Annotated in this window: 24 protein-coding genes; 10 read left to right on the plus strand and 14 right to left on the minus strand. The window is 69.1% G+C overall.

Annotation, left to right across the window (positions count from 1 at the left end):
• Positions 1-37 precede the first annotated feature (37 nt).
• The gene (locus JOF29_RS16675; RefSeq protein WP_209695098.1) at positions 38-2,281 is read right to left on the minus strand and encodes a HelD family protein; all 2,244 of its coding nucleotides are present in this window, start codon (positions 2,279-2,281) and stop codon (positions 38-40) included.
• Positions 2,282-2,451: 170 nt separating this feature from the next.
• On the opposite strand from JOF29_RS16675, the gene JOF29_RS16680 reads away from it, so the two are divergent.
• From JOF29_RS16680 to JOF29_RS16690, 3 genes are read left to right on the plus strand one after another with little or no spacing between them, the layout of a single operon-like run.
• The gene (locus JOF29_RS16680) at positions 2,452-3,831 is read left to right on the plus strand and encodes a ferredoxin reductase family protein (RefSeq protein ID WP_209695099.1); all 1,380 of its coding nucleotides are present in this window, start codon (positions 2,452-2,454) and stop codon (positions 3,829-3,831) included.
• Positions 3,832-3,836: 5 nt separating this feature from the next.
• The gene (locus JOF29_RS16685; protein WP_307863400.1) at positions 3,837-4,286 is read left to right on the plus strand and encodes an FMN-binding protein; all 450 of its coding nucleotides are present in this window, start codon (positions 3,837-3,839) and stop codon (positions 4,284-4,286) included.
• Positions 4,283-5,080, plus strand: coding sequence for an FAD:protein FMN transferase (locus JOF29_RS16690; RefSeq protein WP_209695100.1), 798 nt, complete (start codon positions 4,283-4,285; stop codon positions 5,078-5,080). The genes JOF29_RS16685 and JOF29_RS16690 overlap by 4 nt, the downstream gene beginning before the upstream one ends.
• Here JOF29_RS16690 and JOF29_RS16695 read toward each other — a convergent pair.
• A complete protein-coding gene (locus JOF29_RS16695; protein ID WP_209695101.1) occupies positions 5,002-5,583 on the minus strand; it encodes a TetR/AcrR family transcriptional regulator in 582 nt (193 codons plus the stop codon). The genes JOF29_RS16690 and JOF29_RS16695 overlap by 79 nt on opposite strands.
• A gap of 75 nt (positions 5,584-5,658) precedes the next feature.
• Here JOF29_RS16695 and JOF29_RS16700 point away from each other — a divergent pair, with 75 nt between their 5' ends.
• Positions 5,659-6,069, plus strand: a complete 411-nt coding sequence (locus JOF29_RS16700) for a DoxX family protein (RefSeq protein WP_209695102.1) — start codon at positions 5,659-5,661, stop codon at positions 6,067-6,069.
• Between the two features lie 104 nt (positions 6,070-6,173).
• Here the strand turns inward: JOF29_RS16700 and JOF29_RS16705 are convergent, their stop codons facing one another.
• The 3 genes from JOF29_RS16705 to JOF29_RS16715 all read right to left on the minus strand — a co-directional run bounded on the left by JOF29_RS16705 (position 6,174) and on the right by JOF29_RS16715 (position 8,542).
• Complete coding sequence (locus tag JOF29_RS16705) at positions 6,174-6,824, minus strand: hemerythrin domain-containing protein (protein WP_245357628.1); 651 nt, start codon at positions 6,822-6,824, stop codon at positions 6,174-6,176.
• On the minus strand, positions 6,821-7,690 hold the full coding sequence (locus JOF29_RS16710) for an SDR family oxidoreductase (RefSeq protein ID WP_209695103.1): 870 nt from the start codon (positions 7,688-7,690) through the stop codon (positions 6,821-6,823). The genes JOF29_RS16705 and JOF29_RS16710 overlap by 4 nt, the downstream gene beginning before the upstream one ends.
• Before the next feature lie 75 nt (positions 7,691-7,765).
• Positions 7,766-8,542 carry an SDR family NAD(P)-dependent oxidoreductase gene (locus tag JOF29_RS16715; protein ID WP_209695104.1) on the minus strand — a complete coding sequence of 259 codons (777 nt, stop codon included), beginning with the start codon at positions 8,540-8,542 and terminating at the stop codon, positions 7,766-7,768.
• A 198-nt stretch (positions 8,543-8,740) separates the two neighbouring features.
• Here JOF29_RS16715 and JOF29_RS16720 point away from each other — a divergent pair, with 198 nt between their 5' ends.
• A complete protein-coding gene (locus tag JOF29_RS16720) occupies positions 8,741-9,193 on the plus strand; it encodes a MarR family winged helix-turn-helix transcriptional regulator (protein ID WP_245357629.1) in 453 nt (150 codons plus the stop codon).
• Positions 9,194-9,359: 166 nt separating this feature from the next.
• Here the strand turns inward: JOF29_RS16720 and JOF29_RS16725 are convergent, their stop codons facing one another.
• The gene (locus JOF29_RS16725; RefSeq protein ID WP_209695105.1) at positions 9,360-9,992 is read right to left on the minus strand and encodes a TetR/AcrR family transcriptional regulator; all 633 of its coding nucleotides are present in this window, start codon (positions 9,990-9,992) and stop codon (positions 9,360-9,362) included.
• 83 nt (positions 9,993-10,075) lie between these two features.
• Here JOF29_RS16725 and JOF29_RS16730 point away from each other — a divergent pair, with 83 nt between their 5' ends.
• Both JOF29_RS16730 and JOF29_RS16735 read left to right on the plus strand, forming a co-directional pair.
• A complete protein-coding gene (locus JOF29_RS16730; RefSeq protein ID WP_245357630.1) occupies positions 10,076-10,780 on the plus strand; it encodes an SDR family NAD(P)-dependent oxidoreductase in 705 nt (234 codons plus the stop codon).
• 31 nt (positions 10,781-10,811) lie between these two features.
• Complete coding sequence (locus tag JOF29_RS16735) at positions 10,812-11,663, plus strand: NmrA family NAD(P)-binding protein (protein ID WP_209695106.1); 852 nt, start codon at positions 10,812-10,814, stop codon at positions 11,661-11,663.
• Positions 11,664-11,705: 42 nt separating this feature from the next.
• Here JOF29_RS16735 and JOF29_RS16740 read toward each other — a convergent pair whose 3' ends face one another.
• The 4 genes from JOF29_RS16740 to JOF29_RS16755 form a co-directional block, all read right to left on the minus strand.
• A complete protein-coding gene (locus tag JOF29_RS16740) occupies positions 11,706-12,584 on the minus strand; it encodes a hypothetical protein (RefSeq protein ID WP_209695107.1) in 879 nt (292 codons plus the stop codon).
• A 398-nt stretch (positions 12,585-12,982) separates the two neighbouring features.
• On the minus strand, positions 12,983-13,816 hold the full coding sequence (locus tag JOF29_RS16745; RefSeq protein ID WP_209695108.1) for a carbohydrate ABC transporter permease: 834 nt from the start codon (positions 13,814-13,816) through the stop codon (positions 12,983-12,985).
• Positions 13,817-13,818: 2 nt separating this feature from the next.
• A complete protein-coding gene (locus JOF29_RS16750) occupies positions 13,819-14,661 on the minus strand; it encodes a carbohydrate ABC transporter permease (RefSeq protein ID WP_245357631.1) in 843 nt (280 codons plus the stop codon).
• Positions 14,662-14,750: 89 nt separating this feature from the next.
• On the minus strand, positions 14,751-16,112 hold the full coding sequence (locus tag JOF29_RS16755) for an extracellular solute-binding protein (protein WP_307863404.1): 1,362 nt from the start codon (positions 16,110-16,112) through the stop codon (positions 14,751-14,753).
• Positions 16,113-16,370: 258 nt separating this feature from the next.
• Between JOF29_RS16755 and JOF29_RS16760 the strand changes: the two genes are divergently transcribed.
• Positions 16,371-18,746 carry a glycoside hydrolase family 3 N-terminal domain-containing protein gene (locus tag JOF29_RS16760; protein ID WP_245357632.1) on the plus strand — a complete coding sequence of 792 codons (2,376 nt, stop codon included), beginning with the start codon at positions 16,371-16,373 and terminating at the stop codon, positions 18,744-18,746.
• A 5-nt stretch (positions 18,747-18,751) separates the two neighbouring features.
• Positions 18,752-19,804, plus strand: coding sequence for a LacI family DNA-binding transcriptional regulator (locus JOF29_RS16765; RefSeq protein ID WP_209695111.1), 1,053 nt, complete (start codon positions 18,752-18,754; stop codon positions 19,802-19,804).
• On the opposite strand, the gene JOF29_RS16770 is transcribed toward JOF29_RS16765, so the two are convergent.
• The 3 genes from JOF29_RS16770 to JOF29_RS16780 are packed head-to-tail and all read right to left on the minus strand — an operon-like array spanning position 19,805 to position 22,456.
• On the minus strand, positions 19,805-20,494 hold the full coding sequence (locus tag JOF29_RS16770; RefSeq protein WP_209695112.1) for a hypothetical protein: 690 nt from the start codon (positions 20,492-20,494) through the stop codon (positions 19,805-19,807). It abuts the gene before it with no gap.
• Positions 20,491-21,300, minus strand: coding sequence for an ABC transporter ATP-binding protein (locus JOF29_RS16775; protein WP_209695113.1), 810 nt, complete (start codon positions 21,298-21,300; stop codon positions 20,491-20,493). The genes JOF29_RS16770 and JOF29_RS16775 overlap by 4 nt, the downstream gene beginning before the upstream one ends.
• Positions 21,212-22,456: an MFS transporter gene (locus JOF29_RS16780; RefSeq protein WP_209695114.1), complete on the minus strand. Its 1,245-nt coding sequence runs from the start codon at positions 22,454-22,456 to the stop codon at positions 21,212-21,214. Before JOF29_RS16780 ends, JOF29_RS16775 begins: the two co-directional genes overlap by 89 nt.
• Positions 22,457-22,981: 525 nt before the next feature.
• On the opposite strand from JOF29_RS16780, the gene JOF29_RS16785 reads away from it, so the two are divergent.
• Positions 22,982-23,488 (plus strand): ArsR/SmtB family transcription factor, encoded by a 507-nt coding sequence (locus JOF29_RS16785; protein ID WP_209695115.1) that lies wholly within the window; start codon positions 22,982-22,984, stop codon positions 23,486-23,488.
• A 19-nt stretch (positions 23,489-23,507) separates the two neighbouring features.
• Here JOF29_RS16785 and JOF29_RS16790 read toward each other — a convergent pair whose 3' ends face one another.
• A complete protein-coding gene (locus JOF29_RS16790) occupies positions 23,508-25,922 on the minus strand; it encodes a glycoside hydrolase family 3 protein (RefSeq protein WP_209695116.1) in 2,415 nt (804 codons plus the stop codon).
• Positions 25,923-25,942 lie beyond the last annotated feature (20 nt).

A 25,942-nucleotide genomic window follows, 5' to 3' on the forward strand; every position in this document is an offset into this window, starting at 1 on the left:
TGGCCCGTCGGTGGGTGGGTGGGTGGGTGGGGGATCTTCACCCGTGCCTCAGTACCTGGGGGAGGGGGCCGAGGATTGTTAGGTGTTTGGTGGGGCGGGTGAGGGCTACGTAGAGGTCGGAGAGGCCGCGGTCGGAGTCGGTGAGGATGGTGGTGGGGTCGGCGATCAGGACGGTGTCGAATTCGAGGCCTTTGGATTGGGGGACGTCCAGGAGGGCTGCGGAGCCGTCGAGGACCGAGGGGTCGTGGGTGTGGGCTACGTCGGGGAGGGCGGCGGCGAATTCGGCGTAGCGGGAGGTGGGGACGATGACGGCGAGGCGGCCGTCGCCGATGGATTCGCGTTCGGACTTGACGGCGGCGCGGACGGCGTCCATGAGGGCGTCGGCGGGGACCGGGTCGATGAAGGGGTGGGTGCCGGTCTCGCGGACGGAGGTCGGTGGTTGCAGGGCCGGGTCGATCGCGGCGAGGACGTGGGCGGCGACGGTCATGATCTCGGACGGGGTGCGGTAGTTGACCGTGAGTTCGGCGGTTCGCCAGCGGCGTGGGGCGTAGTGGTCGAGGAGTTCGGCCCAGGAGCGGACGCCGGCGGCGGAGCCGGTCTGGGCGATGTCGCCGACGAGGGTCATCGAGCGGCGGGGTGCCCGGCGCATCAGCATCCGCCAGTCCATCGCGGACAGCTCCTGGGCCTCGTCGACGATCACGTGACCGAACACCGACGTACGGTCGAAAACGCGGTCGTCGGCGGGCGCCGGGTTCGCGAGTTGCTGGGTGCGCTGGGCGATCAGGTCCCGGAACTGCTCGATCTCCCACGGCATGATCTCGATCCGCTCGGCGGTCAGCTCGATGTCGACCACGCCGCTCGCGTACTCCCGGTTCGCGTCCTCGGCGGCGGACGTCTCCGCCTCCCGGTGTTTGCGTTCGGCAACGACTTCCGAGGTCTCGCCGAGTAGCTCGGCGGCCTCGTCGAGCAGGGCGGCGTCCGAGGGAGTCCAGTCCGCCGAGAGCGGCCGCAGTACGGCGGAACGCTCGGCCCCGGTGAGGTACGCCGCGGCGGCCGCGAGCCGGTCGTCCGACGAGAACAGGACCGACACGAGCAGCTGGGGCGTGAGCTCGGGCCACAACCGGTCGAGCAGCTCCAGGATCTGGTCGTCGTCGAACAGCTCCTGCTGGATGTCCTCGACGTCCGCGTCCCCGACGTACTGCTTGCCGATCCGCTCGACGACCTGGTTCGTCAGCGTCTTCAGGATCCGGCGGACGAACACCGGCCGCGCCCGGTTGTGCAACGGTTGTGCCGCGAGCGCGCCGCGTTGCGCCTTCCGGATCGCGTCCGGGCGCAGTACCAGCTCCTCGGAGCCCAGCTTCAGCCGGACCGGCCGGGTCGGCACGATCCGGAAGCCCGCGATCGCCTGCGCGATCACGTCGGCCATCGCCGGCTCGCCCTTGATCCGCGCGGCCTCGGCGGACTCCGGCGCGGTCGCGGTCACGCCCGGGAACAGCTCGCTCACGGTCGCGAGTACGACGTCGTTCTCGCCGAGCGAGGGGAGCACCTCGTCGATGTACCGCAGGAACGTCGTGTTCGGCCCGACGACGAGTACGCCGGTCTGCCCGAGTTGCTCGCGATGCGTGTAGAGCAGGTACGCCGCGCGGTGCAACGCGACCACGGTCTTGCCTGTGCCGGGGCCGCCCTGCACCACGAGCACGCCGGGCAGACCGGAGCGGATGATCTCGTCCTGTTCGGACTGGATCGTCGCGACGATCTCGTTCATCCGCCCGGTGCGGCTCGCGCCGAGCGACGAGAGCAGCGCGGCCTCGCCGATCAGCGTGCCGCGTTCGTTGTCGCCGAGCGCCTCGACGTCCAGCAGGTCGTCGTCGACGCCGACGACGGTGCGGCCGTGCAGGCGGATGTGCCGCCGCCGCTTGACGCCCAGCGGTTCCACGGAGGTGGCCCGGTAGAACACCTGCGCGACCGGCGTCCGCCAGTCGATCAGCAACGGGTTGTAGTCGTCGTCGAACAGTCCGATCCGGCCGATGTGGAACCGCTCGCCGGCCGTCTCGTCGATCCGGCCGAAGCACAGTCCGCGTTCGACCGACGACAATTGCGCGAACCGCCCGGAATACAGCCGCGTGAACGATTCCCGTTCGGATGCGGCCTGATCGGTGCCGACGGTTTCCTCGCCCTGGACCCGCCCGAGTTCGCCGCGGGCCTTTTCCCGCAGTACGTCGAGCCGTTCGTACATCGCGGTCACTTCGCCTTGTTCTGCGGCGATCTCCTGCTCCAGCACTATTGCCCCCGATCCGTGTTCTTGCTTTGCCCGAAAAGCTTTGATATTCTGTACTTGGAAGCCCCGAGAGGGCTTCTTTTCATTTCCCGGCACAAATACCCCACGATACTTCACAGCGGACTGCCAGCCAAGCCGAAGCTGGTGCTCAGTAGGTGATCCGACACTGAGGTGTGTTCGCAATCCCAGCGGAGTCCCTCGGGCAGAGGGCTCGCACCGACAGCGCCGTACGGCTCGGCGCGCTCGCCGTCTTGTGGCTGAGCCTCCTGCTCGTCACGTACTGGTGGATCGCCGGCGGCGGTGTCCAGGAGCTTGGTGGCTGGGCAACCGGGCTGACCTCGATCGGCCGGATCACCGGCCTCGGCGCCGCCGTACTGCTGCTGGCACAGGTCGTGCTGATGGCCCGGGTGCCGCTGCTGGAGGCCGCGTTCGGGCAGGACCGGTTGACGCACCTTCACCGCATCACCGGGTTCACGTCGTTCAACCTGATGCTGGCGCACCTTGTCACGATCACGTGGGGTTACGCGGAGGGCGAGGTACGGAGGACGCCCGCGATGCTGTGGGACCTGTCCGTCGACTACCCGGGGATGCTGCTGGCTGTCGGGGGGACCGTGGCGCTGTGCGTGAGCGTGCTCACCAGCATCCGTGCGGCCCGCCGACGCCTCCGGTACGAGTCCTGGCATCTCCTGCACCTGTACGCGTACCTAGGTGTCGGTCTCGCGATCCCGCACCAGCTGTGGACCGGGCAGGAGTTCCTCGCGTCGACCGGCCGCACCGTGTTCTGGTGGACGGCCTGGGCCGTCGCCGCGGCGACGGTGCTCGGCTACCGGATCGGCGTACCGGTCTGGCGGAACCTGCGGCACCGGCTCCGGGTGACGGCTGTCGTACCGGAGTCCGACGCGGTGGTCTCGGTGTACGTCAGCGGGCACCATCTCGACCAGCTACGCGCCGAGGCCGGCCAGTTCTTCTCGTGGCGCTTCCTCGATCGCCCCGGCTGGACGCGCGCGAACCCGTACTCGTTGTCGGCCGCCCCCGACGGCCGCGGCCTCCGCATCACGGTGCAGGACGCCGGCGACGGCAGTGCAGCACTCAGGTCAGTCAGGCCCGGTACGCGGGTCCTCGTGGAGGGACCGTACGGCCGGATGAGCCCGCGCGCTCGTACCCAGCGGAAGATCGCACTGATCGGCGCAGGCGTCGGCGTCACGCCGCTGCGGGCGCTCGCGGAAGGGCTCGACTACGGGCCGGGCGACGCTGTGCTGGTCCAGCGGTACACGGACCAGCCGTTGTTCCACGACGAGTTCCAGACCCTGTGGCACGACCGCGGGCTGTCCTCGCTGACGTTGCCGGGCGCGCGGCGGCGGCCGGACTCGTGGTTCGGCACCGGGGTTCCGGAGTACGACGACCTGCACGCGCTGCTGCACTGGATCCCGGACATCGCCGAGCGGGACGTCTACCTGTGCGGGCCTGAGGCGTGGACGGAGCTGGTCCGGGCCACCCTCACTGCTGCCGGCCTTCCGGCCGAACGGCTCCATCTCGAGAACTTCAACTGGTGACCGCCGTGAAACGTATCGTGCTCTGGCTCCTCGGCACCGTCTCGGCGGTCGTCCTGATGTTCGGCTACCACACGTCAACCTCTGGCCCCGAGGCATCCGTGGGGCCGACCATCGGTGGTGGCATCAACGAAGCCCCGGCAACAACACCTACGACACCGGGGACGCCCTCGTCCAAGTCAGGTACGTCGACCATCACCGGCGCCGTCGCGCAGACCCAGTGGGGACCCGTCCAGGTCCAGCTCACCGAGCAGGCCGGGAAGATCACGGCGGTCAACGTCGTCCAGTACCCGAACGGCAACCGCCGCGACGCCGAGATCAACGACTACGCGCTCCCGATCCTGATCAACGAGACCGTCCAGGCCCAGAGCGCGCAGATCGACATGGTCAGCGGCGCGACCGTGACCAGCGACGGGTATGTCCGATCCCTCCAAAGCGCACTGGACAAGGGCAAATGACCACCAGGTACGTCGAGCACGTGATGGGTATGCCGATCAGCCTCGTCCTGCGCGGCCGGCACGCCGACGACGACCACGCGGTACGGGCGTGGTCCGAGGCGCTCGACGTACTGCGGACTGCGGACCAGGTCTTCAGCACCTACCGCGCCGACTCGTACGTGTCCCGCCTGAACCGTGGTGCGCTGGCGATCGCGGATTGCCCGCCCGAGGTCGCGGAGGTGCTCGCGCTAGGCGAGCGGGCGCGGATCGAGTCCGGCGGCGCGTTCGACGTACGGCGGAATTCCCGGCTCGACCCGAGCGGCGTCGTGAAGGGCTGGGCGGTGGAACGCGCGGCGCAGAAGCTCGGGCAGTTGCCGGCGACGGACTACTGCCTCGGCGCGGGTGGTGACCTGACATGCCGGGTCTCCGGGCCGGACTCGGAGGAGTGGCGGGTCGGGATCGAGGACCCGCTCGCCCCGGACAAGCTGGCCGCGGTGGTCCCGATCCGGAACGGCGCGATCGCCACGTCCGGGCTACATCGGCGCGGCCGTCACATCATCGACGCCCGGACCGGCGTGACACCGATCGTGCTGGCTTCGGTCACCGTCGTACACCGGTCGCTCACGCAGGCCGACATCGACGCGACGGCGGCGTTCGCGCTCGGGGAGGACGGGCTCGCGTGGTTGCAGTCGCGGCCGGGTCGGGCCGGGCTGGTGATCCTCGCGGACGGGACGCGTCAGGTCTTCGGGAACAGCACGCGGGCGACGACGTCGGCGACCATCCGCCGCGGAATGGGGCGGTGGGCAACGAAGTGACGGTAGAAGAACGGGCTGGTCAGCAGGTCGGTGGTCAGTTCGGGGTCGGTGTCGGGCGGTAGCTCCCCGCGCTCGCGGCCGCGTTCCAACGCGATCAGCATCGGCTCGCGGCGCCGTTTCGTCAGGTCCTGGTGGAGTTTCGAGAGCGCGGGATCGCGTTCGGCGGCGTCGATGAAGGCGGCGAGCAGGCGGGGGAACGGCGTCTTTTCGAGGAGTGTGACGAACGCGGTCAGGATCTGGCTGACGTCCTTGGTGACCGACCCGGTGTCGGGGGTGAGGAACGGGCGGTACGTCGCGTCCATCGCGTCCACCAGCAGCGCCCCGGTGGTAGGCCAGCGACGGTAGAGCGTCGCCTTGCTCGCCCCGGCGCGCCGCGCGACCGCCTCCATCGTGAACCCGGCGAGGCCGGACTCGTCGAGCACCGCGAGTGCGGCCTCGAGCATCCGCTGCCGCGCGCCGTCCCCCCGCGAGACGGGCCGGGGTCCGGTCTTCCCAGCGGCCATTGATCCACCTCCATCGAAACGCTATCGTACCGTTAGATGAAGAGTACGGAGTCGTTTCGATAGCCGGTGAGTCGGATGCGAAGAACCTACTGGGCCACGACCGCGATCGTCGTGGGGGAGTGTGCCGTCGGCGGCACCATGGACCTGTTCCGGATGGCGCCGTTCTACCCGATGCTGATCGACCTCGGGTACCCGAGCTACCTGTCGCCGATCCTCGGCGGCGCCAAGCTCGCCGCGGCGGTGGTGATCGCCGTACCAGCCCTGCCCCGTCTGAAGGAGTGGGCGTACGCCGGGGTGCTGATCAACATGACCGGCGCCGCGGCCTCGAACTTCGCCGCGCGGCAGTACTCCGGGATGGTCGCCCCCGCCGCGTTCGCCGTACTCGCGCTCGCGTCGTGGGCGACCCGGCCCCCGAGCAGGAAGCTGCTGGCGGCCGAAGCCCGCGGCGAGGCCGCTGAGCAATTGCCGGCGGCTGAACGCGGCTGACGGGGTGCAGGAATACCAGGCCGTCCTCGCGGTGGACCAGGCATCGGCTGCCTGCTGGCAGTCGGCAAACGTAGAAGGGATGGCCTGAGGGGTCGCGGGTTGGGTCAGCCGCGGATCGCGGTGGTTTCGCGGGTGAACTGGCGGCGGCCGATCAGTTTGTATGCCAACCGTGCTGGGGCCGGCACGACCTGGAGGAACCTCTGCCGTTCCGCGTCGTCGGTTTCCTCGGTGATGTGGCCGAGCATGACCAGCCGCCGCGTGAGCGGAATCGCGCTCATGCCGTGCTTGCCGAGCGCGTCCCATTCGCGTTGGGTCAGTGTGACCGCGATGATCGGGAGTAGTTGCTGCTCCTCCTCGGCGAGGTGGTTGATCAGGGTCGGCATCGTGGCGTCGACGACGGACGCCATTCGCTCGCCTGCCGTGGCGTTCGCGCTCGCCGTCCACCCTGGCAGGTCCGCGGTGACGGCTTTGACGGCGGCGTCGACTGCCGCGTGCTGTACGTCCATCCGGTCCATCAGCTCCGGGTCGAGCGCGGTTCGCTTGCGCAGCAAGGGAAAGAGGAGTTCGTCCTCGCCAGTGTGGTGGGTGTGGAGGAAGTGCAACATCTCCTTGGCGTGCGCGCCGATGATCTTGGATCGCGCACGATTGTTGGCCGCGGTGCGGAACAGCCGTGGGAGCTGACCGAACTCGCGCCGGATGACGCGGTGGATCAGCACCATCTCGTGGGTGTCGACGAAGGTTCCGGACGCGGTCATCGTGATTCCCCGGCTGCCACGGCGTCGCGGAGGGCTTCGTGGGCCGTGATCGCCGGCCGGCCGATCAGCTTCTCCAGGTCGTCGCTGTCGGTGTACAGCTCTCCGAGGGCCAGGCCGGCATCGGCGTCGGCGACCGCGGCGGCCATCTCCGGGGGCAGCCCGGCGCCGGTCAGGGTGCTGGTGTAGTCGGCGACCGACATGTCCTGGTAGGCGATGTGGGTCCCGAGGACGTCGCTGAACGTGGCGGCGAGCTCGGCCAGGGTGAACGGTGCTCCGCCCAGCTCGTAGGTCGCCCCGAGGTGCCCGTCCTGCGTCAGCACTGTGGCCGCGGCGGTCGCGAGGTCGCGCCGGGCGGCCGCGCTGACGAGGCCGTCCTGGGCGCTGCCCAGCAATGCGTGGTACTGGCTGATCATCGGGAGTTGGTCGGTGTAGTTCTCCAGGTACCACCCGTTGCGCAGGATGACCGACTCCGAACCGCTGTCACGCAGATAGTCCTCGGTACGGCGATGTTCGTCGGCGAGCGTCATGTGCGCGGTCGACGCGTTGACGATGCTGGTGTAGACGATTCGGGTCACACCCGCTCGCCGCGCAGCATCGATGGCGTTGCGGGCGTTCTCGAACCGCTCCCCGATCGTCGTCGTCGAGACCAGCAGCATCGTGTCGGCGCCCGCGAAAGCCTCGTCGAGGGTGGTCGGGTCGGCGAAGTCGGCGCGCCGTACCGTGACTCCGCGCTGTGCGAGGTCGGCGAGCTTTTCGACGTCGCGGCCGGTGGCGACGATCTGCTCGGGCGGCGTTGCGATGGTGAGGAGCTGCTCGACGACCAGTCGGCCGAGGTGACCCGATGCTCCGGTGATGACAGTGGACATGGTGATTCCTTTCGATGTGGGTGCGATGTGAGTGCGCTGTGAGTGAGTTGCGGTGTAGATCGGCGGGCGGCAGGGTCAGCTCCAGCCGCCGTCGGCCTCGATGGTGGTGCCGGTGATGTGAGCGGCTTCCGGGGAGAGCAGGAACGCGACGACGGCGGCGATGTCGTCCGGCTGGGCGAATCGGCCGAGTGCGCTCATCGAGCGGAGGAGTGCGTCGAACGGCACGTCGGCGAGTGCGGGGTGGGTGTAGTTGGCGCCGTAGCTCATCGCCATGCGAGTGGCGGTGGCCCCGGGGGAGATCGCGTTGATGGCGATGTTGCGATCGGCCAGCTCGGGTGCCAGGTTGCGCACCATGGCCGGAATGGCGGCCTTGCTCGCCGCGTACAGGGTGTGGTGATAGACCGACAGGCGCACACTGACCGAGGCGCTGAGCACGATCCGGCCGCCGTCGGTCATCGCGGCGACCGCCGCCTGGGTGACGAACAGTTGTCCGGCCACATTGGTCAGGAAGATGCGGTCGAAGTCGGCCTCGGTGATGGTTTCCAGCGCTCCGAAGTGCTCGACCCCGGCGTTGCTGACCAACAGGTCCAGGCCGCCGAGCTCGGCCACCACCGCGTCGACCAGCTCGTGGGCCCGGCCCGCCGCCGTGAGGTCGGCCTGGAACGCCGCCGCCGTACACCCTGCGCTGTTGAGTTCTCCGACGAGCGCGTCGGCGGCAGCCTTGTCGGACCGGTAGTTGACCGCGACCTTGGCTCCTTGGGCCGCGAGCCGCCGCACGATCGCGGCGCCGATCCCGCTGTTGCCTCCGGTGACCAGGACCCGCTTGCCCGCCAGGCTTGATGTGGATGTCATGGGGCTACCTATGCTCTCTCCGCCGTTGTCAGTCGGTCAGTAGTATTGACTAGTTAGTCAGGTATCGTTACTACTGTACTCACGGTCCGGCCCGATGCCAACCGCAACGAAGATGGCGTGGACGGCGATCTGGCCGGACCGCCTTGGCATAGGGTGTGGACTTGGCGGAATCAGGCGCGCGGCAGAGCTGAGGATGGCATGGACGGTATGGACGACGAGCAGTCGGCTGACCTGGGAGTGTTGTTGTTCATCCCGTACCGATACATGGAGGACCGGATCTTCCGAGCGATTCAGGACGCGGGGTTCGACGACTGGACCCTCACCCAGTGCAGGGTGTTCCAACGCGTCGCCCCGAACGGTTCCCGCCTCACGGACCTCGCCGACCAGGCGCAGATGACCAAGCAGAGCACCGGTGTGCTGGTCGACCAACTGGAACGCCTCGGCTACGTTCGCAGGGTTCCCGACCCGACGGACGGCCGCGCCCGGTTGATCGTGATCGAGAAACGTGGCCGGCGGGCGGTCGACGTGGCCAGGGCGACGGCCGACGAGATCCTCTCGGAGTGGAAGTCGTACCTGGGCACTCGCAACTTCGCGTTGCTGCAGCAGATCCTGGGGCAACTCCGCGAGATCACCGACCCCTACGCCCGGTAAACCCGGCCGCGCTGAGCCGTCCGCCACCCGATTCGCGTTCGCCACGAGCCACCAGGGCTAGCGGCGACAAGCAAGGTTGGATGCGGCGGTGATGTAGTCAGTGTTATTGACTAGTGTTGTCAATGATCCCGACCTGGGCGAATCAGGTAGAGCCGAACTGCACGCTTCAGGCCGGCAGTACGGCGTGGTCGTGGATGTGTGCGATGACGGCGTCCAGGGCGGCTTCGAGGGCGTCGGTGGTGTGCTGGGCCTGTGCGAGGACAAGCCCACCCTGCACCGCCGCAAGCAGCGCAAGGGACAGCGTGGCCGCATCGGTTTCCGGCCGGAGGGTGCCGTTGTCAATCATGGCCTCCAGGCCGGCGCGAATCGCCTCGGACCACGCCATGAAGCTGGCGGCCAAGGCGTCGCGCGCCCCCGGATGGTCGTCGGACAGCTCGCTGGACAGGCTGCCCAGCGGGCAACCCCCCGCCCCGTTCTGCTGGCGGGCCGCGTCGACGACCACGTCGCGCCAGGATCGCAGCGCTTCGACGCCGTCGAGGGTAGCCAGTAGTGGTGCCTGGTTCGACAGGATCGTCTCGGTCTGGAAGGCGATGACCGCGCGGGTGAGGTCGTCCTTGTCGGTGAAGTAGTGGTAGATCTGCGATGAGCTGACGCCGGCGGCGTCCCGGACCGCGGGGGTGCTGGTGCCGGCCACTCCATGGCGGTACATGAGATCGGCCGCGGCCGTGATGACCCGCTCGCGGGTCGCGCGCCCCTTCCGCGTGCTGGGCGCCTCCGGCGGCGCTGCGCGTACCGACATCGAACCTCCCAGAATGGACTTGCCTATCCAATCCTACTGTGCTCAGATTGGATAGGTCGATCCAATCTGAGAGTGAGACTTCGTTGACTACTGCTTTGATCACCGGCGGGACCTCGGGCATCGGCCGGGCGACCGCGCACCTGTTCAGCCGGCGTGGGGCCACGGTGATCGTCACCGGCCGCGACGAGACCCGTGGCCAGGCCGTCGCCGCTGAGACCGGCGGGCGCTTCATCCAGGCCGATCTCGCCGTACCCGAGGATGTCCGGCGGTTGGCCGCCGAGGCCGGTGAGGTGGATGTGCTGGTCAACAACGCCGGCTACTGGGAGTTGGGCCCGACCGCCGACACCACCGAAGCCGGCTTCGAGGCGATGAACGCCGTCAACGTCCGGGCCCCGTTCTTCCTGACCGCGGCCCTGGCTCCGCCGATGGCCGCGCGCGGTCACGGGGCGATCGTGAACGTCTCCACCATGGTCGCCGCTCGAGGCGCGGCCGGCATGGCCGCCTACGGGGCGAGCAAGGCGGCGCTGGAGGCGCTGACCCGATCGTGGGCGGCCGAGTTCGGACCGGCCGGCGTCCGGGTCAACGCTGTCGCGCTCGGCCCCAGCCGCACCGAGGTCACCCAGAGCATGGGCGACCTGCTGGACACCCTCGCGGCCGCCAGCCCGCTGGGCCGGGCGAACGAACCGGACGAGGTTGCCCAGGTGATCGCCTACCTGGCCGGGGAGGATGCCCGGCCGATCACCGGAGCCGTCCTCGCCGTCGACGCGGGCCGGGTCGCCACGCTCTGACCGTCCACAATTGCTATCTGAAGAGGACAGAATGATTCTGGTTACCGGTGCGACCGGTACGGTCGGGTCCGAGGCCGTGCGGCTGCTGTCCGCGCGACACCGGCCCACGCGGGCGTTCGTTCGTGACCCGGCCCGCGTTGCTCACCGCAGCGAGCTCGCCGACGAGATCGAGATCGTCGCCGGCGATTTCGATCGGCCGGACACGCTGGACTCGGCCCTGCGCGGCGTCGACACCGTCATTCTGGTGAGCCCGGCCGTGCCGGCCCAGGAGATCGCGGTCATCGACAGCGCCGTCCGGCAGGGCGTGACGCACCTGGTGAAAATCACCAGCAAGGCGTCGGCCGATTCCCCGGTCGACCGACGGCGGGGACAGGCGCGCATCGAGGCGCATCTGGCGACCACCGGCCTCGCGTACACCCTGCTCCGGTCCAACGCGTACCTGCAGAACCTGTTCGCCCTGGCTCCGATGGTCAAGCAGACGCGGGGTTTCCTGATGTCGGCTGGCGAGGGACAGGTGGGGATGATCGACGCCCGGGACGTGGCCGCCGCCGCGTGCGCGATCGCCACCGCGCCGACCGCACACGCGGGCCACACCTACCGCCTCACCGGCCCGGGCCTGATCACCTACACCGACATCGCGAACGAATTGTCCGCCGCGCTGGGACACCAGATCGAGTACCGCCAGATTCGCACCGACGAGCATCGGGCCGCGATGATCCGGGCCGGTGTGCCCGAGGCCGTCGCGACCTCGAACGCCCAGGCGTTCGGGCTGATCGCCGAGGGCGACGCGGCGTGGCTGACCGACGACGTGGCGGCCCTCACCGGCACCGCACCGCGCAGCCTGCACACCTTCATCACCGAGCACATCGCAGCATTCGCCTGAACAGGTATCACCGTCAAAGCCAGGCGTTCGACGGCGGCGCCCTCAGCCGCCGAGCGCGATGATACCCGCCTCGACAGGCCCGGACTTGCCGTACTGCGCTCCCGTGATGACGAAGACCAGGCCACGGTTCTCGGGGTCCCCGGGGCCGTCCAACGGGATGGTGAACCGGCTGTAGCCGGCCGGCATGGGCGAGGAGAGCCGCGTCCATGCCCCGGGGTCACCGAGGTCGCGGTTGACGAAGAAGTCCTGATCGTCGTTGCCCGTGACGACGATCGTTCCGTTCACGCCCCCGGACTGCGACCACGAAACGACGGGGGCCCCGTTCGGGGCGCCGCCGTTCTGGTCCAGGAGCGGGGTGTCCGTGGAGAACCGGAACGACTCTGGGTCCTTCGCGATCCGGTAGTGCACGTGGTAGGTGTAGTTGTTCTGATCGGGGTGGGCCGGGTCGTCGGGCTCGCCGAATTCGTAGGTCATGATCCACAGGTCGCCCTTGAGCCGGGCAACTGTGGTCATGCCGGGCCGCTCGGCGTAGGCGGTTCCGGTCGCGTCGTCGACAACAGGACCCCACGTGTGCAGGTCCGTGCTGGTCTGGTGGGCGAGCTTCTGACCGAAGTTGGGGTCCCGCTGGTCGGAGTAGTAGCAGATCAGGTTGTCGTTGTGCAGCAGCAGGAACGGCTCCCACACCGGCGTCGCGCCGTTCGTCGTGTTGGCCGGTCCGCCCTGGGCCACCGTGCTCAGGAACTGCCACGTGAGGCCGCCGTCGGTGCTGGCATACAGCTGGATGTTTGTGCTGCCGAAGTTCTTTCCGAGCCAGTTGCACGCGAACAGCAGCGCACCCTTGGGAAGACCGGCGAACGCGCGGGGCAGTTCGTAGAGGAAGGGCTGCAGATACACCCCGGACGCCGTGCCGGCGTCGGGCACGGTGCTCTGCTTCGCCCACATACGGCCGTCGTCATCACTGCGATATAGAGGGAACCCCGGGCCTCCGCCTTGGTAGGTCGCGAGCAGAGTCTGCGACTTCGCCGGCGCCGCGGTACTGAGCCGGACAGCGCGAGCGTACGACGTGCGCCCACCTTGACCAGCCACGACGACAGGTCCGAACGGAACCTCACCACCGGGTTTGCCCGCACTACCCGCCGGGCCCGGGTCTGCGAATGCGGGTCCGGCAAGGCCCACGCCGGCCGCGGCTGCTGCGCTCGCACCGAGAAGCACTCGGCGCGAAATCTGCGGCGTCAGGTTGGTCGAATGACTCACGGGTGCATGGGGATACTTCGCTTCTGCCTCCCTGATGAACTGTTGAACCCCCGAACCAGACGGCTCTAACGGCTGAAGCCCGCGGTGAGGCCGCTGAGGAGTTGGCGGCGGCTGACGGCGTACAGGATGACGATCGGGAGTGTCGTGAGGACGACGGAGGCGAGCACCGCCGGTACGTTCACGCTGTACTGGCCCTGGAACGTCCACAGCGCCAGCGGGAGCGTGCGCTTGTCGGGGCTCTGGGTGAGGATCAGCGGCAGGAGGAACCCGTTCCAGACGCCGAGGCCGTTGTAGATGCTGACGGTCACCAGCGCGGGCCGGGTGAGCGGCAGCGCGAGCTTGCGCATCATTCCCCACTCGGTGGCGCCGTCGACCCGCATCGACTCGAACAGCTCCTTCGGTACGTCGCGGATGAAGTTCGCGAGGACCAGGACCGACAGCGGGATCGAGAACGCGATCGACGGCAGGATCAGCGCGAGCAGGCTGTCGTACAGGCGCATCTTGATGATCAGCAGGTACACCGGGATGATCGTCGCCTGCAGCGGGATCGCCAGTCCCATCAGGAACAGGCCGTTGACCCCGGCAAGGAACCTGCTGCCCGCGCCGCGGATGATGGCGTACGCCGCCATGAAGGAGATCGCGACCGCCGGGATGATCGTGCCCGCGGTGACGATCACGCTGTTCAGGAAGTACCGCGGGAAGTCCGACTGGATGACCAGCTGGTAGTTGTTCGCGGTCGGCGCGGACGGCAGCGCGAACGGGTTCTGGGTGAAGTACGCGCTCTGGTCCTTGAAGCTGGTGACGACGATCCAGTACAGCGGGATCAGTACGATCGCCAGCCAGGCCCAGCCGGCCAGGCCGCCGAACCAGTTCAGCTGGAGGAGTTTACGGACCCGCATCGTCACGCACCTTCCTGCTGGCTGGCCGTCGTACTGCCGCCCAGTCTGCGCAGCAGCAGGGCGAGTGCGAGGCCGAGGAGCACGATCAGCGCGGCGATCACGCTGGCCGGACCCATCTGGTTGGACATGAAGCCGCGCTTGTACATGTCGAGCGCGAGCACCCGGGTGGCGTCACCGGGACCACCGGCGGTCAGTACGAAGATCAGGTCGAAGAAGGTCAGCGAGCCGACCACCATCAGCGTCGACGACGTGATGATCGTGTACTTCAGCTGCGGCACCGTGATGCTGAAGAACTGCCGGACCCGGCCGGCGCCGTCGATCGACGCCGCCTCGTACAGCGTGGTCGGGATCTGCCGGACGCCGCCCTGGTAGATCAGCGAGTGGAACGGGATGAACTGCCAGGACACGATGAAGATCACCACGCCGATCGCGAGATTGCTCTGGCCGAGCCAGTCCTGGGTGAGGAACCCGATCTTCAGGCCGGCGCCGAGCCCGAAGTTCGGGTCGAGCAGCGCCTTGTAGGTGATCGCGATCGCGGCCGAGCTGAGCAGCAGCGGGATGAAGTACAGCACCGCGAGGAACGCGCGGTACCGCTGCCGGCCGGCCAGGAACGTGCCGAGCAGCAGGCTCATCGGCGTCTGCACGGCCCACGAGAGGATCATGATCTCGAAGGTCACCAGGATGCTGTGCGGCAGCTGCGAGTCGGTCAGCACGGACTTCCAGTTCGACAGCCCGGCGGCGTGGATCGCGCCGAGCCCGTCCCACTGGGTGAAGCTCAGCACGAGTACGCCGACCAGCGGGACCACACCGAACACGACGAACAACAGCAGCGCGGGCAGCACCATCCAGGCGACCGGACCGCTCCGCCCGACCCCGGACGATGCAGTCCTGCCACCGACCTGCGTAACGGGCGGAGCGGGAGGAGCGGTCACACTCACTTGCCGATCACCGCGTTCATGTTCGTCGCGAACTGCTGCGGGGAGATGGACAGCTGGAAGAGCTTGGCGATGTTGTCCAGCAGGGTCTCGGCCTGCGTCGGGCTGAGGGCCTGGTCCCAGGACTGGGCGAAGTTCTTCGCGTTCGCCGCAGTGTCGTAGACGAAGTTCAGCCACTCGGAGTCGTTCTTGTCCGTGATCGACGAGAGCTTGTCCTTCGCGCTCTTCACGACCGGGATGTTGCCGGACTTCACCCAGGCCTCCACCGTGGCGTCGTCGAGCGTGTTGTTCGCGATGAACTTCTTCGCGGTGTCCTTGTCGGCCTGGCTCGCCTTGGAGGAGATCGACATGTACTGACCCGGGTTGCCGACGGTGTCGGTCGGGTCGCCCTTGCCGCCGTCGACCGGCGGGAAGTTCATGTACCCGAGGTGCCCGCCGGTCACGAAGTCGCCACCGGAGGACTTCATGTTGCCGTACGTCCAGGCACCGTGCAGCATCATCGCGGCCTTGCCGGTGAACAGCAGCGCCTGGTCGGCGTTCGAGTCGGCCGTGATCGAGGAGAAGCCCTTGATGAAGCCGTTCGCCTTGATCAGCTTTTGCATCTCTTCGAGCGCCTTGATCGCGGACGGGTCGGACCAGCCGTCCTTCTTGCCGTCGTAGATGTTCTGGAAGACCTCGCTGCCGCCGATCCGGTCGAACAGGAACTCCAGCCACATCATGTTGGTCCACCGGGACTGGCCGCCGAGCGAGAACGGCGCGATGCCCTTGGCGTTGAACTTCGGCACCAGGTCGAGGATGTCGCCCCACGACTTCGGCGGCTGGGCGCCGATCTTCTCGAACGCGCGCTTGTCGTAGAACAGCACGATCGGGGTCACGGTCTCGCCCGGCACCGCGTAGATCTTGCCGTTGACGGTCGCCGCCGTGAACGCGGACGGGAAGATCGAGTTCTTCAGGGTGGCGTTCTGGCCGAGCCAGCCGGTCAGGTCCTCGACCTGGCCGGCTTCGACGTACGCCTTCAGGCCGCCGCCGCCCCAGCCCCAGATCAGTGTCGGGCCCTGGCCGGCGCCGATCGCGGTCTTGATCTTCTGCTTGAACGCGTCGTTCTGGAACTCGGTGGTCTTGAGCTTGGTGCTCGAGTTCGCGTCGTTGAACCGTTTGACCTGTGCCTCGCGGATGCCCTGCTGTGGCTGTCCGGTGAGGAACCAGTACGACGCACCGCTGCCGGCCGGGGCGCCTCCGCCCGTGGTCGAGCCGGGCGTGCTGGTCGGGCCGGAGCTACCGCAGGCGGCGAGGCCGGCAGCGAGCGCGCCACTGCCGACCAGGCCGAGGAAGGTACGTCGGGATGTCGCGTTGGGATCCACTGTGATCTCCGTACTTCGTGCTGCCCCGCAGGCTGCGGAAGCACCTGCCGATATGACTTGTTTTCGAAACATAGATTTCGTGGAATGACCTGTCAAGACTTGAACTAAGGAGTTTTCGGGGTCACAGTGAGGTCACGCAATCGCCTGGTCGTGCAGGAGATTCACAGATCGCCGGGCGGTCGTCCGGAGCGGCCGGAGAGCATCGAAAAGTTTTCGATAATTGCTCACCGAGACGAGCGTTCATCAAGGGAGATTTTCTTGTCCATCTCGACCGAGCGGCCCTGGTCCGACCCGTCGCTGCCCGCCGCGGAGCGGGCCGGACTGCTGCTGGCGGCGATGACGCTGGAGGAGAAGGTCGCGCAGCTCGGCAGCCGCTGGGCCGGTAACGACATGGCCGACCAGGAACTGCCCGAGGACGAAACGATCAACGTCGCGCCGATGGAGGACGTGTTCTCCACCGGCGGTTCGCTCTCGCTGGCGGACGCGAGCCGGCACGGTCTCGGGCACCTCACCCGGGTCTGGGGCAGCTACCCGCAGTCGGTCGAGCAGGGCGTCGCGGAGGTGATCCGCCAGCACGAGGTCGTCCTCAAGGGATCCCGGCTCGGCGTACCGGCGCTGGTGCACGAGGAGTGCCTCACCGGGTTCACGACGTACGGCGCGACCGTCTACCCGGCGTCGATCGCCTGGGGTGCGACGTTCGACCCGGCGCTGGTGGAACGGATGGCGGCCGCGATCGGGCGGGACATGGCCGCGGCCGGCGTCCACCAGGGGCTGTCTCCGGTGCTCGACGTGGTGCGTGACTACCGCTGGGGGCGGGTCGAGGAGACGATGGGCGAAGACCCTTATCTAGTGGGGATTCTGGGCTCGGCGTACGTCCGCGGCCTGCAGAGCTCGGGCGTGCTCGCGACGCTGAAGCACTTCGCCGGGTACTCCGCCTCCCGCGCCGGCCGGAACCACGGGCCGGTGTCGATGGGGCGACGCGAGTTGCTGGACATCATCCTGCCGACGTTCGAGACCGCGATCGCGACGGCCGCCGCCGGGTCTGTGATGAGTTCGTACGCCGACCTCGACGGCCTGCCTGCGAGCGCGGACCTGTGGCTGTTCACCGACGTACTGCGGGACGACTGGGGCTTCGAGGGCACGGTCGTCTCGGACTACTGGGCGGTCCCGTTCCTGGCGTCGATGCATCACGTCGCGGCGGACGACGCGGATGCGGGTGTGCTCGCTCTGAAGGCCGGCACGGACGTGGAGCTGCCGGACACTGTCGGGTACGGCGGACTGGTGGCGAAGGTGCGCTCCGGCGAAGTCCCCGAAGACCTCGTGGACCGAGCAGCCGGGAGAATCCTTCTCCAGAAGGCCAACCTGGGCCTCCTCGACGCCGACTGGACCCCCGAGGCCTCGGTGAGCACTCAGGGTCTCAACCTCAACTCGGAACAGAACAGGGCCATCGCCACCGAGCTGGCCGAGAAATCGGTCGTCCTCCTCGACGCGGGCACAGCTCTTCCGCTGGGCGATGTCACGAAGGTTGCGGTGGTTGGCCCGTGCGCGCACGACCCGCGGACGTTGATGGGCTGCTACGCGTTTCCGAACCACGTCCTCCCGCGGTACCCGGAGCGCGGCCTGGGGATCGAGGTCGTCTCGCCGTTGGATGCCCTGCGCAACGAGATTGCAGGGGTCGAGTACGCCGTGGGATGTGAGGTGACGGGCGACGATCGCTCCGGGTTCGAGCAGGCTGTTGCGTTGGCCCAGGACTGTGACGTGACGGTTGCGTTCGTCGGGGATCTGTCCGGTCTGTTCGGGCATGGGACCTCGGGGGAGGGGTGCGACGCGGAGGACCTGCGGTTGCCCGGGGTACAGGGGGAGCTCGTAAGCGCGTTGCTGGAGACCGGGAAGCCCGTGGTGCTGGTGGTGGTGTCGGGGCGGCCCTATGCGCTGGGTGCGTACGCGGATCGGGTGGCCGGGTTGGTGCAGGCGTTCATCCCCGGGCAGGAAGGCGCCGCCGCGATCGCCGGTGTGTTGAGCGGGCGGATCGTGCCGAGCGGAAAGCTGCCGGTGCAGATCCCGCGGCAGTCCGGTGGCCAGCCAGGTACGTACCTGCAGCCGGCGCTCGGCAGCGTGGAGAGCGCGGGCATCAGCGGACTGGAGACGCGGCCGTTGTACCCGTTCGGGTACGGCGCGTCGTACACGAGCTTCTCCGTCGGCGACCTGCGGTTGAGTGCCGCGGAGATCGGCAGCGACGGCGAGTTCACCGCCACCGTGCGGGTGCGGAACACCGGCGACCGGGCCGGCGATGAGGTCGTGCAGTTGTACCTGCGGGACCTGGTCGCCCAGGTCGCGCGGCCGTTGAAGTCGCTGACCGGGTTCGCGCGGGTGTCGCTGGAGCCCGGGCAGGCGGCCGATGTCACGTTCCGCGTGCATGCCGATCGCACGGCGTACACGGGTCCGGATCTGCGGCGGATCGTCGAGCCGGGGGAGTTCGGCGTGATGGTGGGCACGTCCGCGCTGGACCTGCCGTGTCGTGCGATGCTGCGGATCACCGGGGATGTGAGGGTGGTCGGGCACGACCGGGTCCTGACGACGCCGGTGTCGATCAGCAAGGCCGTATCGGCTGGCGAAGATGGTGGAGGAGGGTGACGAGAATGTCGCAGTTGAAGGGGCGTGTCACCCTGGCCACCGTGGCCGGGTCGGCCGGTGTCTCGATCGCCACGGTCTCCAAGGTGCTGAACGGGCGCAGCGACGTCTCGCCGGCCACCCGCGCACGTGTCCAGGAGGTGCTCGAGAGGCATGGGTACGTCGGACGCCGTCCGGAGCCGGTGCAGCGCGACACGGTCGAGCTGTTCTACCAGGGCGTCGTCAACGCGTACTCGGTCGAGGTGATCCAGGGCGTCGTCGAGGCGGGCCAGGCGGCCGGCGTCGACGTCGTACTGAACTCCCGGCCGAAGCATCCGCCGTCGACGGGCGCCGCCGCAGGCCGGGCCGCCACCTGGATCCGGCAGCTGATCGCGAACGACCGCCGGGCCGCGATCGGCCTCACCAGCGAGCTGTCCGAGGCCGACCTGGCGGCGCTGGCGCGGGCCCGGGTGCCGATGGTGGTGATCGATCCCGCGAACACTCCGGAGCCGGACGTGACCAGCGTCGGCTCGACGAACTTCGCCGGCGGGATGGCCGCGACCCAGCACCTGTTGTCGCTCGGCCACCGGCGGATCGCGTACATCGGCGGCCCGCCGACGTCGCGCTGCAACCAGGCGCGGATGAGCGGCTACCGGAACGCGATGGAGTCGGTCGGTGCCGGCATCCCGGCGGAGTACATCTGGCTGAGCGACTTCCTGTACGACGACGGCGTGGCCGGCGGGTCCGCGATGCTCGACCTGCGCGATCGGCCGACCGCGATCTTCGCCGGCAGCGACGAGGTGGCGCTCGGTGTCCTGGAGGCGGCCCGGGCGCGCGGCCTGCGGGTGCCCGAGGAGCTGAGCCTGGTCGGCTTCGACGACACCGAGGTCGCCCGGCTCGCGTCGCCGCCGCTCACCACGGTCCGGCAGCCGCTGCGCGAGATGGGCGCGGTCGCACTCCGGACGGCGCTGCAGCTGGCCGCGGGGGAGCCTGTCGCGTCACACCACGTCGAGCTCGCGACCTCCCTGATCGTCCGCGGCTCTGCGGCGCAGTACGGGCTGTCGTCGATCGCCGCCTCTTAACTACTCCCTCCGGTCGGAGACCGTTCGTACGACGAGGACGGCGGCGACCAGGACAGCCAGGCACAGTACGGCGAGCAGCGTGAGCGGTACGGCGTTCGTGGTTGCGGGCTTGTCGTCGGACAGGACCTTCATCAGTGCGCTGACCGGCGAGATCCGGCGTACCGTCATCAGCAGGATCAGCGTCGCCGCGGCCAGCATCGCGAGTCCGATCCGGCGGATCAGCAGCCGCGAACACAGCACGCCGATCGCGATCCCGATCATGGCGGGGGCGAGCAGGGCGAGCGCCCCGACGAGCACGTCGCCGACCGTCGCCTGGTGATCACCGGTGACCAGCGGGCAGATCAGCCCGAACAGCACCAGCGGCACGCACCACGTGACCACCACCGCGATCGTCACCGCGAGGACCCGGAGTGAGCTGCCGACCGTGACCAGCGTGATCTGCCGTTGCGTCGGGTCCTCGTGGTTGACGATTGCGACCGTCAGCCAGGTCGAGCAGACGAGCATCACCAGCACACCGAACGCGTACGACGACTGCAGCGGGCCGTTGTCGGACGCCGTACCGACGGCGAGGGCGCCGAAGAAGATCAGCATCGGCGGGAGGTAACGCTGGGAGAGCAGGACGCTGTGCATCAGGTACCGGTACAGGGCCGTCTTCTGGGCCGTCTTCTGGGCCGCCATCTGGGCCGTCATCGCAGCCGCCGTACGGTCGTGACCGACCAGCCGTGGTTCAGCGCGGTGAGCAGTGCCGCGTCGTGGCGGCCCGTCGGCAGGGTCAGCGTGACGTGACCGTCTTGCCGCCGTACGTCGAGAACGCCGGGGTGCTGTGTCCAGTCGATGTCCGTGCCGGGAACGAGTGACACCTCGGTCATGCTGGGTTGCTCCGATGTGGTGGTGAGCCGGCCGTGCTTGATCTCGCAGACGCGGGTCGCCGTACTGCGGACCGTTTCGGCAGAGTGCTCGGTGAACGCGACGGCTGCGCCCTGCTCGGCCGTCTCGGTGAGCAGCTCGCGCAACGTGATGTGCGCGGTGGCGTCGAGACCGGACCAAGGCTCGTCGAGCACGAGCAGCTGCGGCGGCTCGAGCAACGCTTGGGCCAGGGCGACCTTCTGCGCGTTGCCCTTCGACAGCTTGCGCATCGGGGTGTCCGTGCCGCCGGACAACGCGAGCCGCTCCAGCAACTCGCGTGAACGGTCGTGGGCGGTCTGCGTGCCGAGCCCGCGGATCCGTCCGATGTGCGTCAGGTACGTCGCGGCCGACAGTCGATCGTGCGACGCGAACACGTCCGGCACGTAGCCGACGACGCCGGCGGCACGCTCCACCGAGCCCGCCGACGGGTGCGACAGGCCGACCAGCAGCCGCAGTACGGTCGACTTCCCGGAGCCGTTCGCGCCGATCAGCGCGACCAGTTCACCCGCGTTCAGGTGCAGGTCGACGTCCGTCAGGATCTCCCGCCGCCCGTACCGTTTGGAGACCTCCCGCAGCCGCACCACTTCCATGCAGTGAGCTTAGAGGGCGGGTCAGGGCAACAGAGACCAACAGCGAGGCGGCAGCGCAGAGAGTCATGGCCGGTGCGGGCGAGGTCAGGTCGGCGAGGGCGCCGGCGAGGATCGCGACCACGCCGAACGTCGTCATCCGGAGCGCGGACTCCAGCCCGAGTACCTGCCCGCGGAGGTCGAGCGGCGTGAGATCGACGAGCAACTCCTGCTGTGCGAGCGACGCGGAGTACCCGCTGCTGCCGATCGTGACCAGTACGCAGAGCACTGCGATCGGCAGGTCGAACGCGAACCCGAGGAACGGTACCGCGAGCACGAACCGCAGGAACCGCGCCGCGATCCGGCGGCCGTTGCGGGTCAGGAACCGCCCGACGACGAGATCACCCGTCATCATCCCGGCCGCCCCGGCGGCAAGCAGCCAGCCCGCGCGCGAACCGGCGTACGGGACGAACAGCGCTTCGCACCCCACGATCAGGCCGTTCGGGATCGCGAGCGCGAGGAAAAGCGGCCGGGTACGGCGTTCCGCGAGCAGCGTGCGGTTCCCGCGCCAGGTCTCGGCGAGTCCGGTCCGCGCGACCCGCCGCGGCGGGCGGTCCCGGAGCCCGAAGCGGTTGACCGGTACGGCGACCGCGGAGAAGCCGGTCGCCAGCCACAGCACGGTCGACGGGCTGAGCGTCTGCAGCAGGATGCCGGCGATCCCGAAGCCCGCGATCTGCATCGCGCCGACCGACAGGTTGATCGCCGACCGTCCGAGCACGAACTGCCGCTCGTCGACCACCTCGCTCAGCAGGCCCCAGCGCGCCCCGGATCCGATCGACAACCCGTAGGCCAGCGCGAGCGCGAGCACCAGCCGGCCACCGGGTGGCAGGTCGAAGGCGGCCTGCGCCGCGACCTCGACGGTCGCGAGCACGCTCAGCAGCGTGAGAACCTGCCGCGGCCGCGCCGTGTCCGCCGCCGACATCAGCGTGGAGAGGCCGAGCACCTGCGCCAGCGACGGCCCGAACATGATCATCGCGGACAGCAGCGCCGACCCGGTCGCGCTCTCGACCATCAGCGCGAGCGTCAGGCTGGTCATGGTCGCGGACGCGTTGCTCAGCGCGCTCCCGATCCACAGGTTGCGGAACTCGGCGTTGGCGAAGATCGCCCGGTAGGTACCCATGCCGTGCAGGATCGACGGCACGCTCGTCGCCGCCTACAGTTTCGGGTGGGGGCGAAACGTTGTCCGAATTCCTGGTCGATGCCGACACGTTGGTGAACGCGCGGTTCGGTACCTCGCAGCTGACCGAAACGGTGGCCGCGCTGAAGCTGCTGCGGATGCCGGTCGAGCCGTGGTTCCGGCCGTGGAAGGACGCCCACGTGGCGGCGTACCGGGCTGCGCTCGACGCGAACCCGTTGTGGACGGCGCTGCTGGAGAGCGCCTTCGGGGTGAGCTGGGCCGCGGACTTCCTGACCGTGCCGCCGCTCGAGCCGGACCTCACCTTGGAGGCGGAGCTCGCGTACCTGACGTCGCTGGACGACGACCGCATCCGCGCGGATCTCAGCGTCGTACGGACGCCGTTGCCGGCCGTCATCGAGGAGACGTCCGGGTTGTCCGAGGCGGCGGCGGAGTTGCTGCGGTGGGTGTGGACGGAGACGGTCGAGCCGGAGTGGCCGCGACGGTTGCGGGTGCTGCAGGGCCGACGTCGTGTCGCGGACGGCACGGCTCAGCGAGCAGGGCTGGTCCGGCGTACTGCGTGGGCTCGGCCCGGACGTGCGCTGGCTCGGCGACGGGCGGATCCAGGTGAACCGCTGGGACTACCCGCCGACCGATGTCCGCGGGCGGGACCTGATGTTCATCGCGGCGCACACGCAGCGCGTCAACGTCAGCTGGCGGCTACCGGACCGGTTCGCGTTGACCTACCCGGTGACCGGGATCTTCGCGCCGGCGGGAACACCGGACGAGCCGTTGGTGCAGCTGCTCGGCCGCAACCGCGCGCTGATCCTGGCCGAGGCGGCCGCGCCGGTGAGTACGACGTTGCTCGCGGCAACGACCGGCCTGTCGCTGGCGACCGTCTCCGACCACCTGCGGGTGCTGACCGACGCTGGTCTGCTGGAGCGCCGCCGCTCCGGGCGCTCCGTGCTGTACTGGCAGTCCGACACCGGCCGCCGCGTCGTACGACGGCCGGCATCGAACCCTTCCGAGCCCCGATGAAGCTCGTGCAGCCGGGCAGCTAACGGACCTCGATCTCCGTGGAGAGCGGCAGGTCCGAAACCGACGAGCCGGCTCGGATCGTGAAGGCACCGGGCTCGGTCGTCCAACCTGCCTCGTTGTCGGAAACAGCCCAGTGCTCGAAGGTGTGCTGGTGCAGGTGGATCGTGATCTCGCGGGCCTGCCCGGCGTCCAGCCGTACGACGGCGAACCCGGCCAGCCAGCGCACCGGCCGGTCGACCGTGCTGTCCGGGCGCTCGACGTACACCTGGACGACATGCTTGCCCGCTCGATCACCGGTGTTGCGGACCGTGAGCGCGACCGACGACGGGTCGTTGGCGCGCAGGTCCGACAGCTCCCACGTGGTGTACCCGAGACCGTGGCCGAACTCGAACGCCGGCGCGGTCCCCGCCTTCAGCCAGGCGCGGTACCCGATGTGGATGCCTTCGTCGTACCGCACGACGCCGTTCACCGGCGTGACGTCGATGACCGGTACGTCGGCCTGCTCTCGCGGCCAGGTGGTGGGCAGGCGGCCGCCCGGCTCGGCCCGCCCGAGGAGCACGTCGGCGAGCGCGTCGCCGTACTCCTGACCTCCGAAGTACGTCGCCAGCACCGCGGCGACGTCGTCCCGCCAGGGGAGGAGGACGGGGGAGCCCGCGTTGACGACCACGACCGTACGGGGATTGGCGGCCGCGACGGCGCGGACCAGGTCGTCCTGACGGCCGGGCAGCGCGAGGCTGGTCCGGTCGTACCCTTCGGACTCGACCTTCGAATTGGTGCCGACGACAACGAGTGCGACGTCGGCGTCCCGGGCCGCGGCGACGGCCTCGTCGATCAGCGCCTGCGGGTCGTCGTTGGCCGGCTCGACCCCGACCGTGATGCTCAGCGCGTTGCTCAGACCGCCTTCCACCTTGGGCAGATCGAGCTCGACCCGGACGTCGACCGGCGTGCCGGCGGTGACGTCGAGCGGAGTCGAGATGGACGGCGGGGAGAGCAGCGCGGCGCCCAGGTCGTTGCCGACCGGTACGGCGGTGTCCTCGCGGAGGAGGTTGCCGTCGGCAAAGATCCGGCCGTGGCCGACCGACGCGAAGCCGAGCCGGACCGCGCCGGACTCGGCCGGCGTCCAGGTGGTACGGAACTCGAAGACCGCGGAGTCGCCGATCGGTGCGTTGCCGCCGAGGTACACGAGCGCGCTGGAGAACCGGTCCTCGGCGAACAGCTCCGAACCGTCCGCCGCCAGGAACCGGACCCGGGCGCCGTGCTCACCGGTCTGCGGGTTGGTCATCGTGTCGAGTGGGAGGTCCGCGACGCCCTCCTGCACGACCGCGCCGATCGAGTACGTGATGTCGGCGTCCGGGAGCGCGGCGCGGAGTCCGTCGAGCGGCGAGACGACCTTCTCCGGGATCACCGTCGCGCTGCCGCCGCCCTGGGTGCGGGCGTCGCGAGCGTTGTGCCCGATGACCGCGATCTTTTGTACGTCCTGCCAGGGGAGCACCCGTCGGTTGACGAGGAGGACGGTGCCTTCGGCTGCTGCCGTTCGTGCGAAGGCTGGTCCGTCGACCTGCGGTGGGTCGGCCGGCTTCTCGTAGCCTTCCAGGGCCCCGACTCGGGCGGCCAGGGCAAGGATGCGCAGTACCTTGCGGTCGATCGCGTCCTCCTTGACCTCGCCGGAGCGGACCGCCGCGACCAGGGCGTCGCCCCAGGCGCCGATCGGGCCGGGCATCGCCAGGTCCTGGGAGTGCTTGGCGCTCTCGATGCTGCGGACGGCGGTCCAGTCGCTGACCACCACGCCGTCGAAACCCCAGTCGGTGTTCAGCGGGGTCTCGAGCAGGTCGTTCTCGGAGGCGGTCGCGCCGTTGACCGAGTTGTAGGCGCTCATCACCAGCCACGCCTTCGACTCGGTGACGGCCTTCTCGAACGCGAGCAGGTACACCTCGCGGAGCGTGCGCTCGTCGACCTCGACGTTCGCGGTGAAGCGGTCGGTCTCGAAGTCGTTCGCGACGTAGTGCTTCGGGGTGGCGCCGACGCCGAGCTCCTGGACGCCGGCGACGTACGCGGCGGCGAGGTCGGCGGTCAGCACCGGGTCCTCGCTGAACGCCTCGAAGTGCCGGCCGCCGAGGGGTGAGCGGTGCAGGTTGATGGTCGGGCCGAGGACGACGTCGACGTTCTTGCGGCGGGCCTCTAGGGCGGACACCACGCCGTACCGGTGGGCGATGCCGACGTCCCACGAGGAGGAGAGGGCGGTCGCGGACGGAAGGCTCAGCGACGGGTCGCGCTCGTCCCAGACCGGGCCGCGGACGCCGCTCGGGCCGTCGGACAGCACCATGGAGCGGAGGCCGATCGACGGCAGCGCGTGGGTGGACCAGAAGTCCTGGCCGGTGAGGATCCGGACCTTCTCCTCCAGGGAGAGCCGGCCGAGCAGGTCGTCGAAGTTCATGGCGACGATGCTACGACTGA

Origin of the sequence: Kribbella aluminosa (assembly GCF_017876295.1) — a bacterium.
Classification (GTDB): Bacteria; Actinomycetota; Actinomycetes; order Propionibacteriales; family Kribbellaceae; genus Kribbella; species Kribbella aluminosa.

Bases quoted from the DNA above. Each gene is read 5' to 3' on its own strand.
- JOF29_RS16690 (WP_209695100.1), top strand. From the start codon at position 4,283: ATGACCACCAGGTACGTCGAGCACGTGATGGGTATGCCGATCAGCCTC.
- JOF29_RS16695 (WP_209695101.1), bottom strand. From the start codon at position 5,583: ATGGCCGCTGGGAAGACCGGACCCCGGCCCGTCTCGCGGGGGGACGGC.
- JOF29_RS16700 (WP_209695102.1), top strand. From the start codon at position 5,659: ATGCGAAGAACCTACTGGGCCACGACCGCGATCGTCGTGGGGGAGTGT.
- JOF29_RS16705 (WP_245357628.1), bottom strand. From the start codon at position 6,824: ATGACCGCGTCCGGAACCTTCGTCGACACCCACGAGATGGTGCTGATC.
- JOF29_RS16710 (WP_209695103.1), bottom strand. From the start codon at position 7,690: ATGTCCACTGTCATCACCGGAGCATCGGGTCACCTCGGCCGACTGGTC.
- JOF29_RS16715 (WP_209695104.1), bottom strand. From the start codon at position 8,542: ATGACATCCACATCAAGCCTGGCGGGCAAGCGGGTCCTGGTCACCGGA.
- JOF29_RS16720 (WP_245357629.1), top strand. From the start codon at position 8,741: ATGGACGGTATGGACGACGAGCAGTCGGCTGACCTGGGAGTGTTGTTG.
- JOF29_RS16725 (WP_209695105.1), bottom strand. From the start codon at position 9,992: ATGTCGGTACGCGCAGCGCCGCCGGAGGCGCCCAGCACGCGGAAGGGG.
- JOF29_RS16735 (WP_209695106.1), top strand. From the start codon at position 10,812: ATGATTCTGGTTACCGGTGCGACCGGTACGGTCGGGTCCGAGGCCGTG.
- JOF29_RS16745 (WP_209695108.1), bottom strand. From the start codon at position 13,816: ATGCGGGTCCGTAAACTCCTCCAGCTGAACTGGTTCGGCGGCCTGGCC.
- JOF29_RS16750 (WP_245357631.1), bottom strand. From the start codon at position 14,661: ATGGTGCTGCCCGCGCTGCTGTTGTTCGTCGTGTTCGGTGTGGTCCCG.
- JOF29_RS16765 (WP_209695111.1), top strand. From the start codon at position 18,752: ATGTCGCAGTTGAAGGGGCGTGTCACCCTGGCCACCGTGGCCGGGTCG.
- JOF29_RS16770 (WP_209695112.1), bottom strand. From the start codon at position 20,494: ATGACGGCCCAGATGGCGGCCCAGAAGACGGCCCAGAAGACGGCCCTG.
- JOF29_RS16775 (WP_209695113.1), bottom strand. From the start codon at position 21,300: ATGGAAGTGGTGCGGCTGCGGGAGGTCTCCAAACGGTACGGGCGGCGG.
- JOF29_RS16780 (WP_209695114.1), bottom strand. From the start codon at position 22,456: ATGGGTACCTACCGGGCGATCTTCGCCAACGCCGAGTTCCGCAACCTG.
- JOF29_RS16790 (WP_209695116.1), bottom strand. From the start codon at position 25,922: ATGAACTTCGACGACCTGCTCGGCCGGCTCTCCCTGGAGGAGAAGGTC.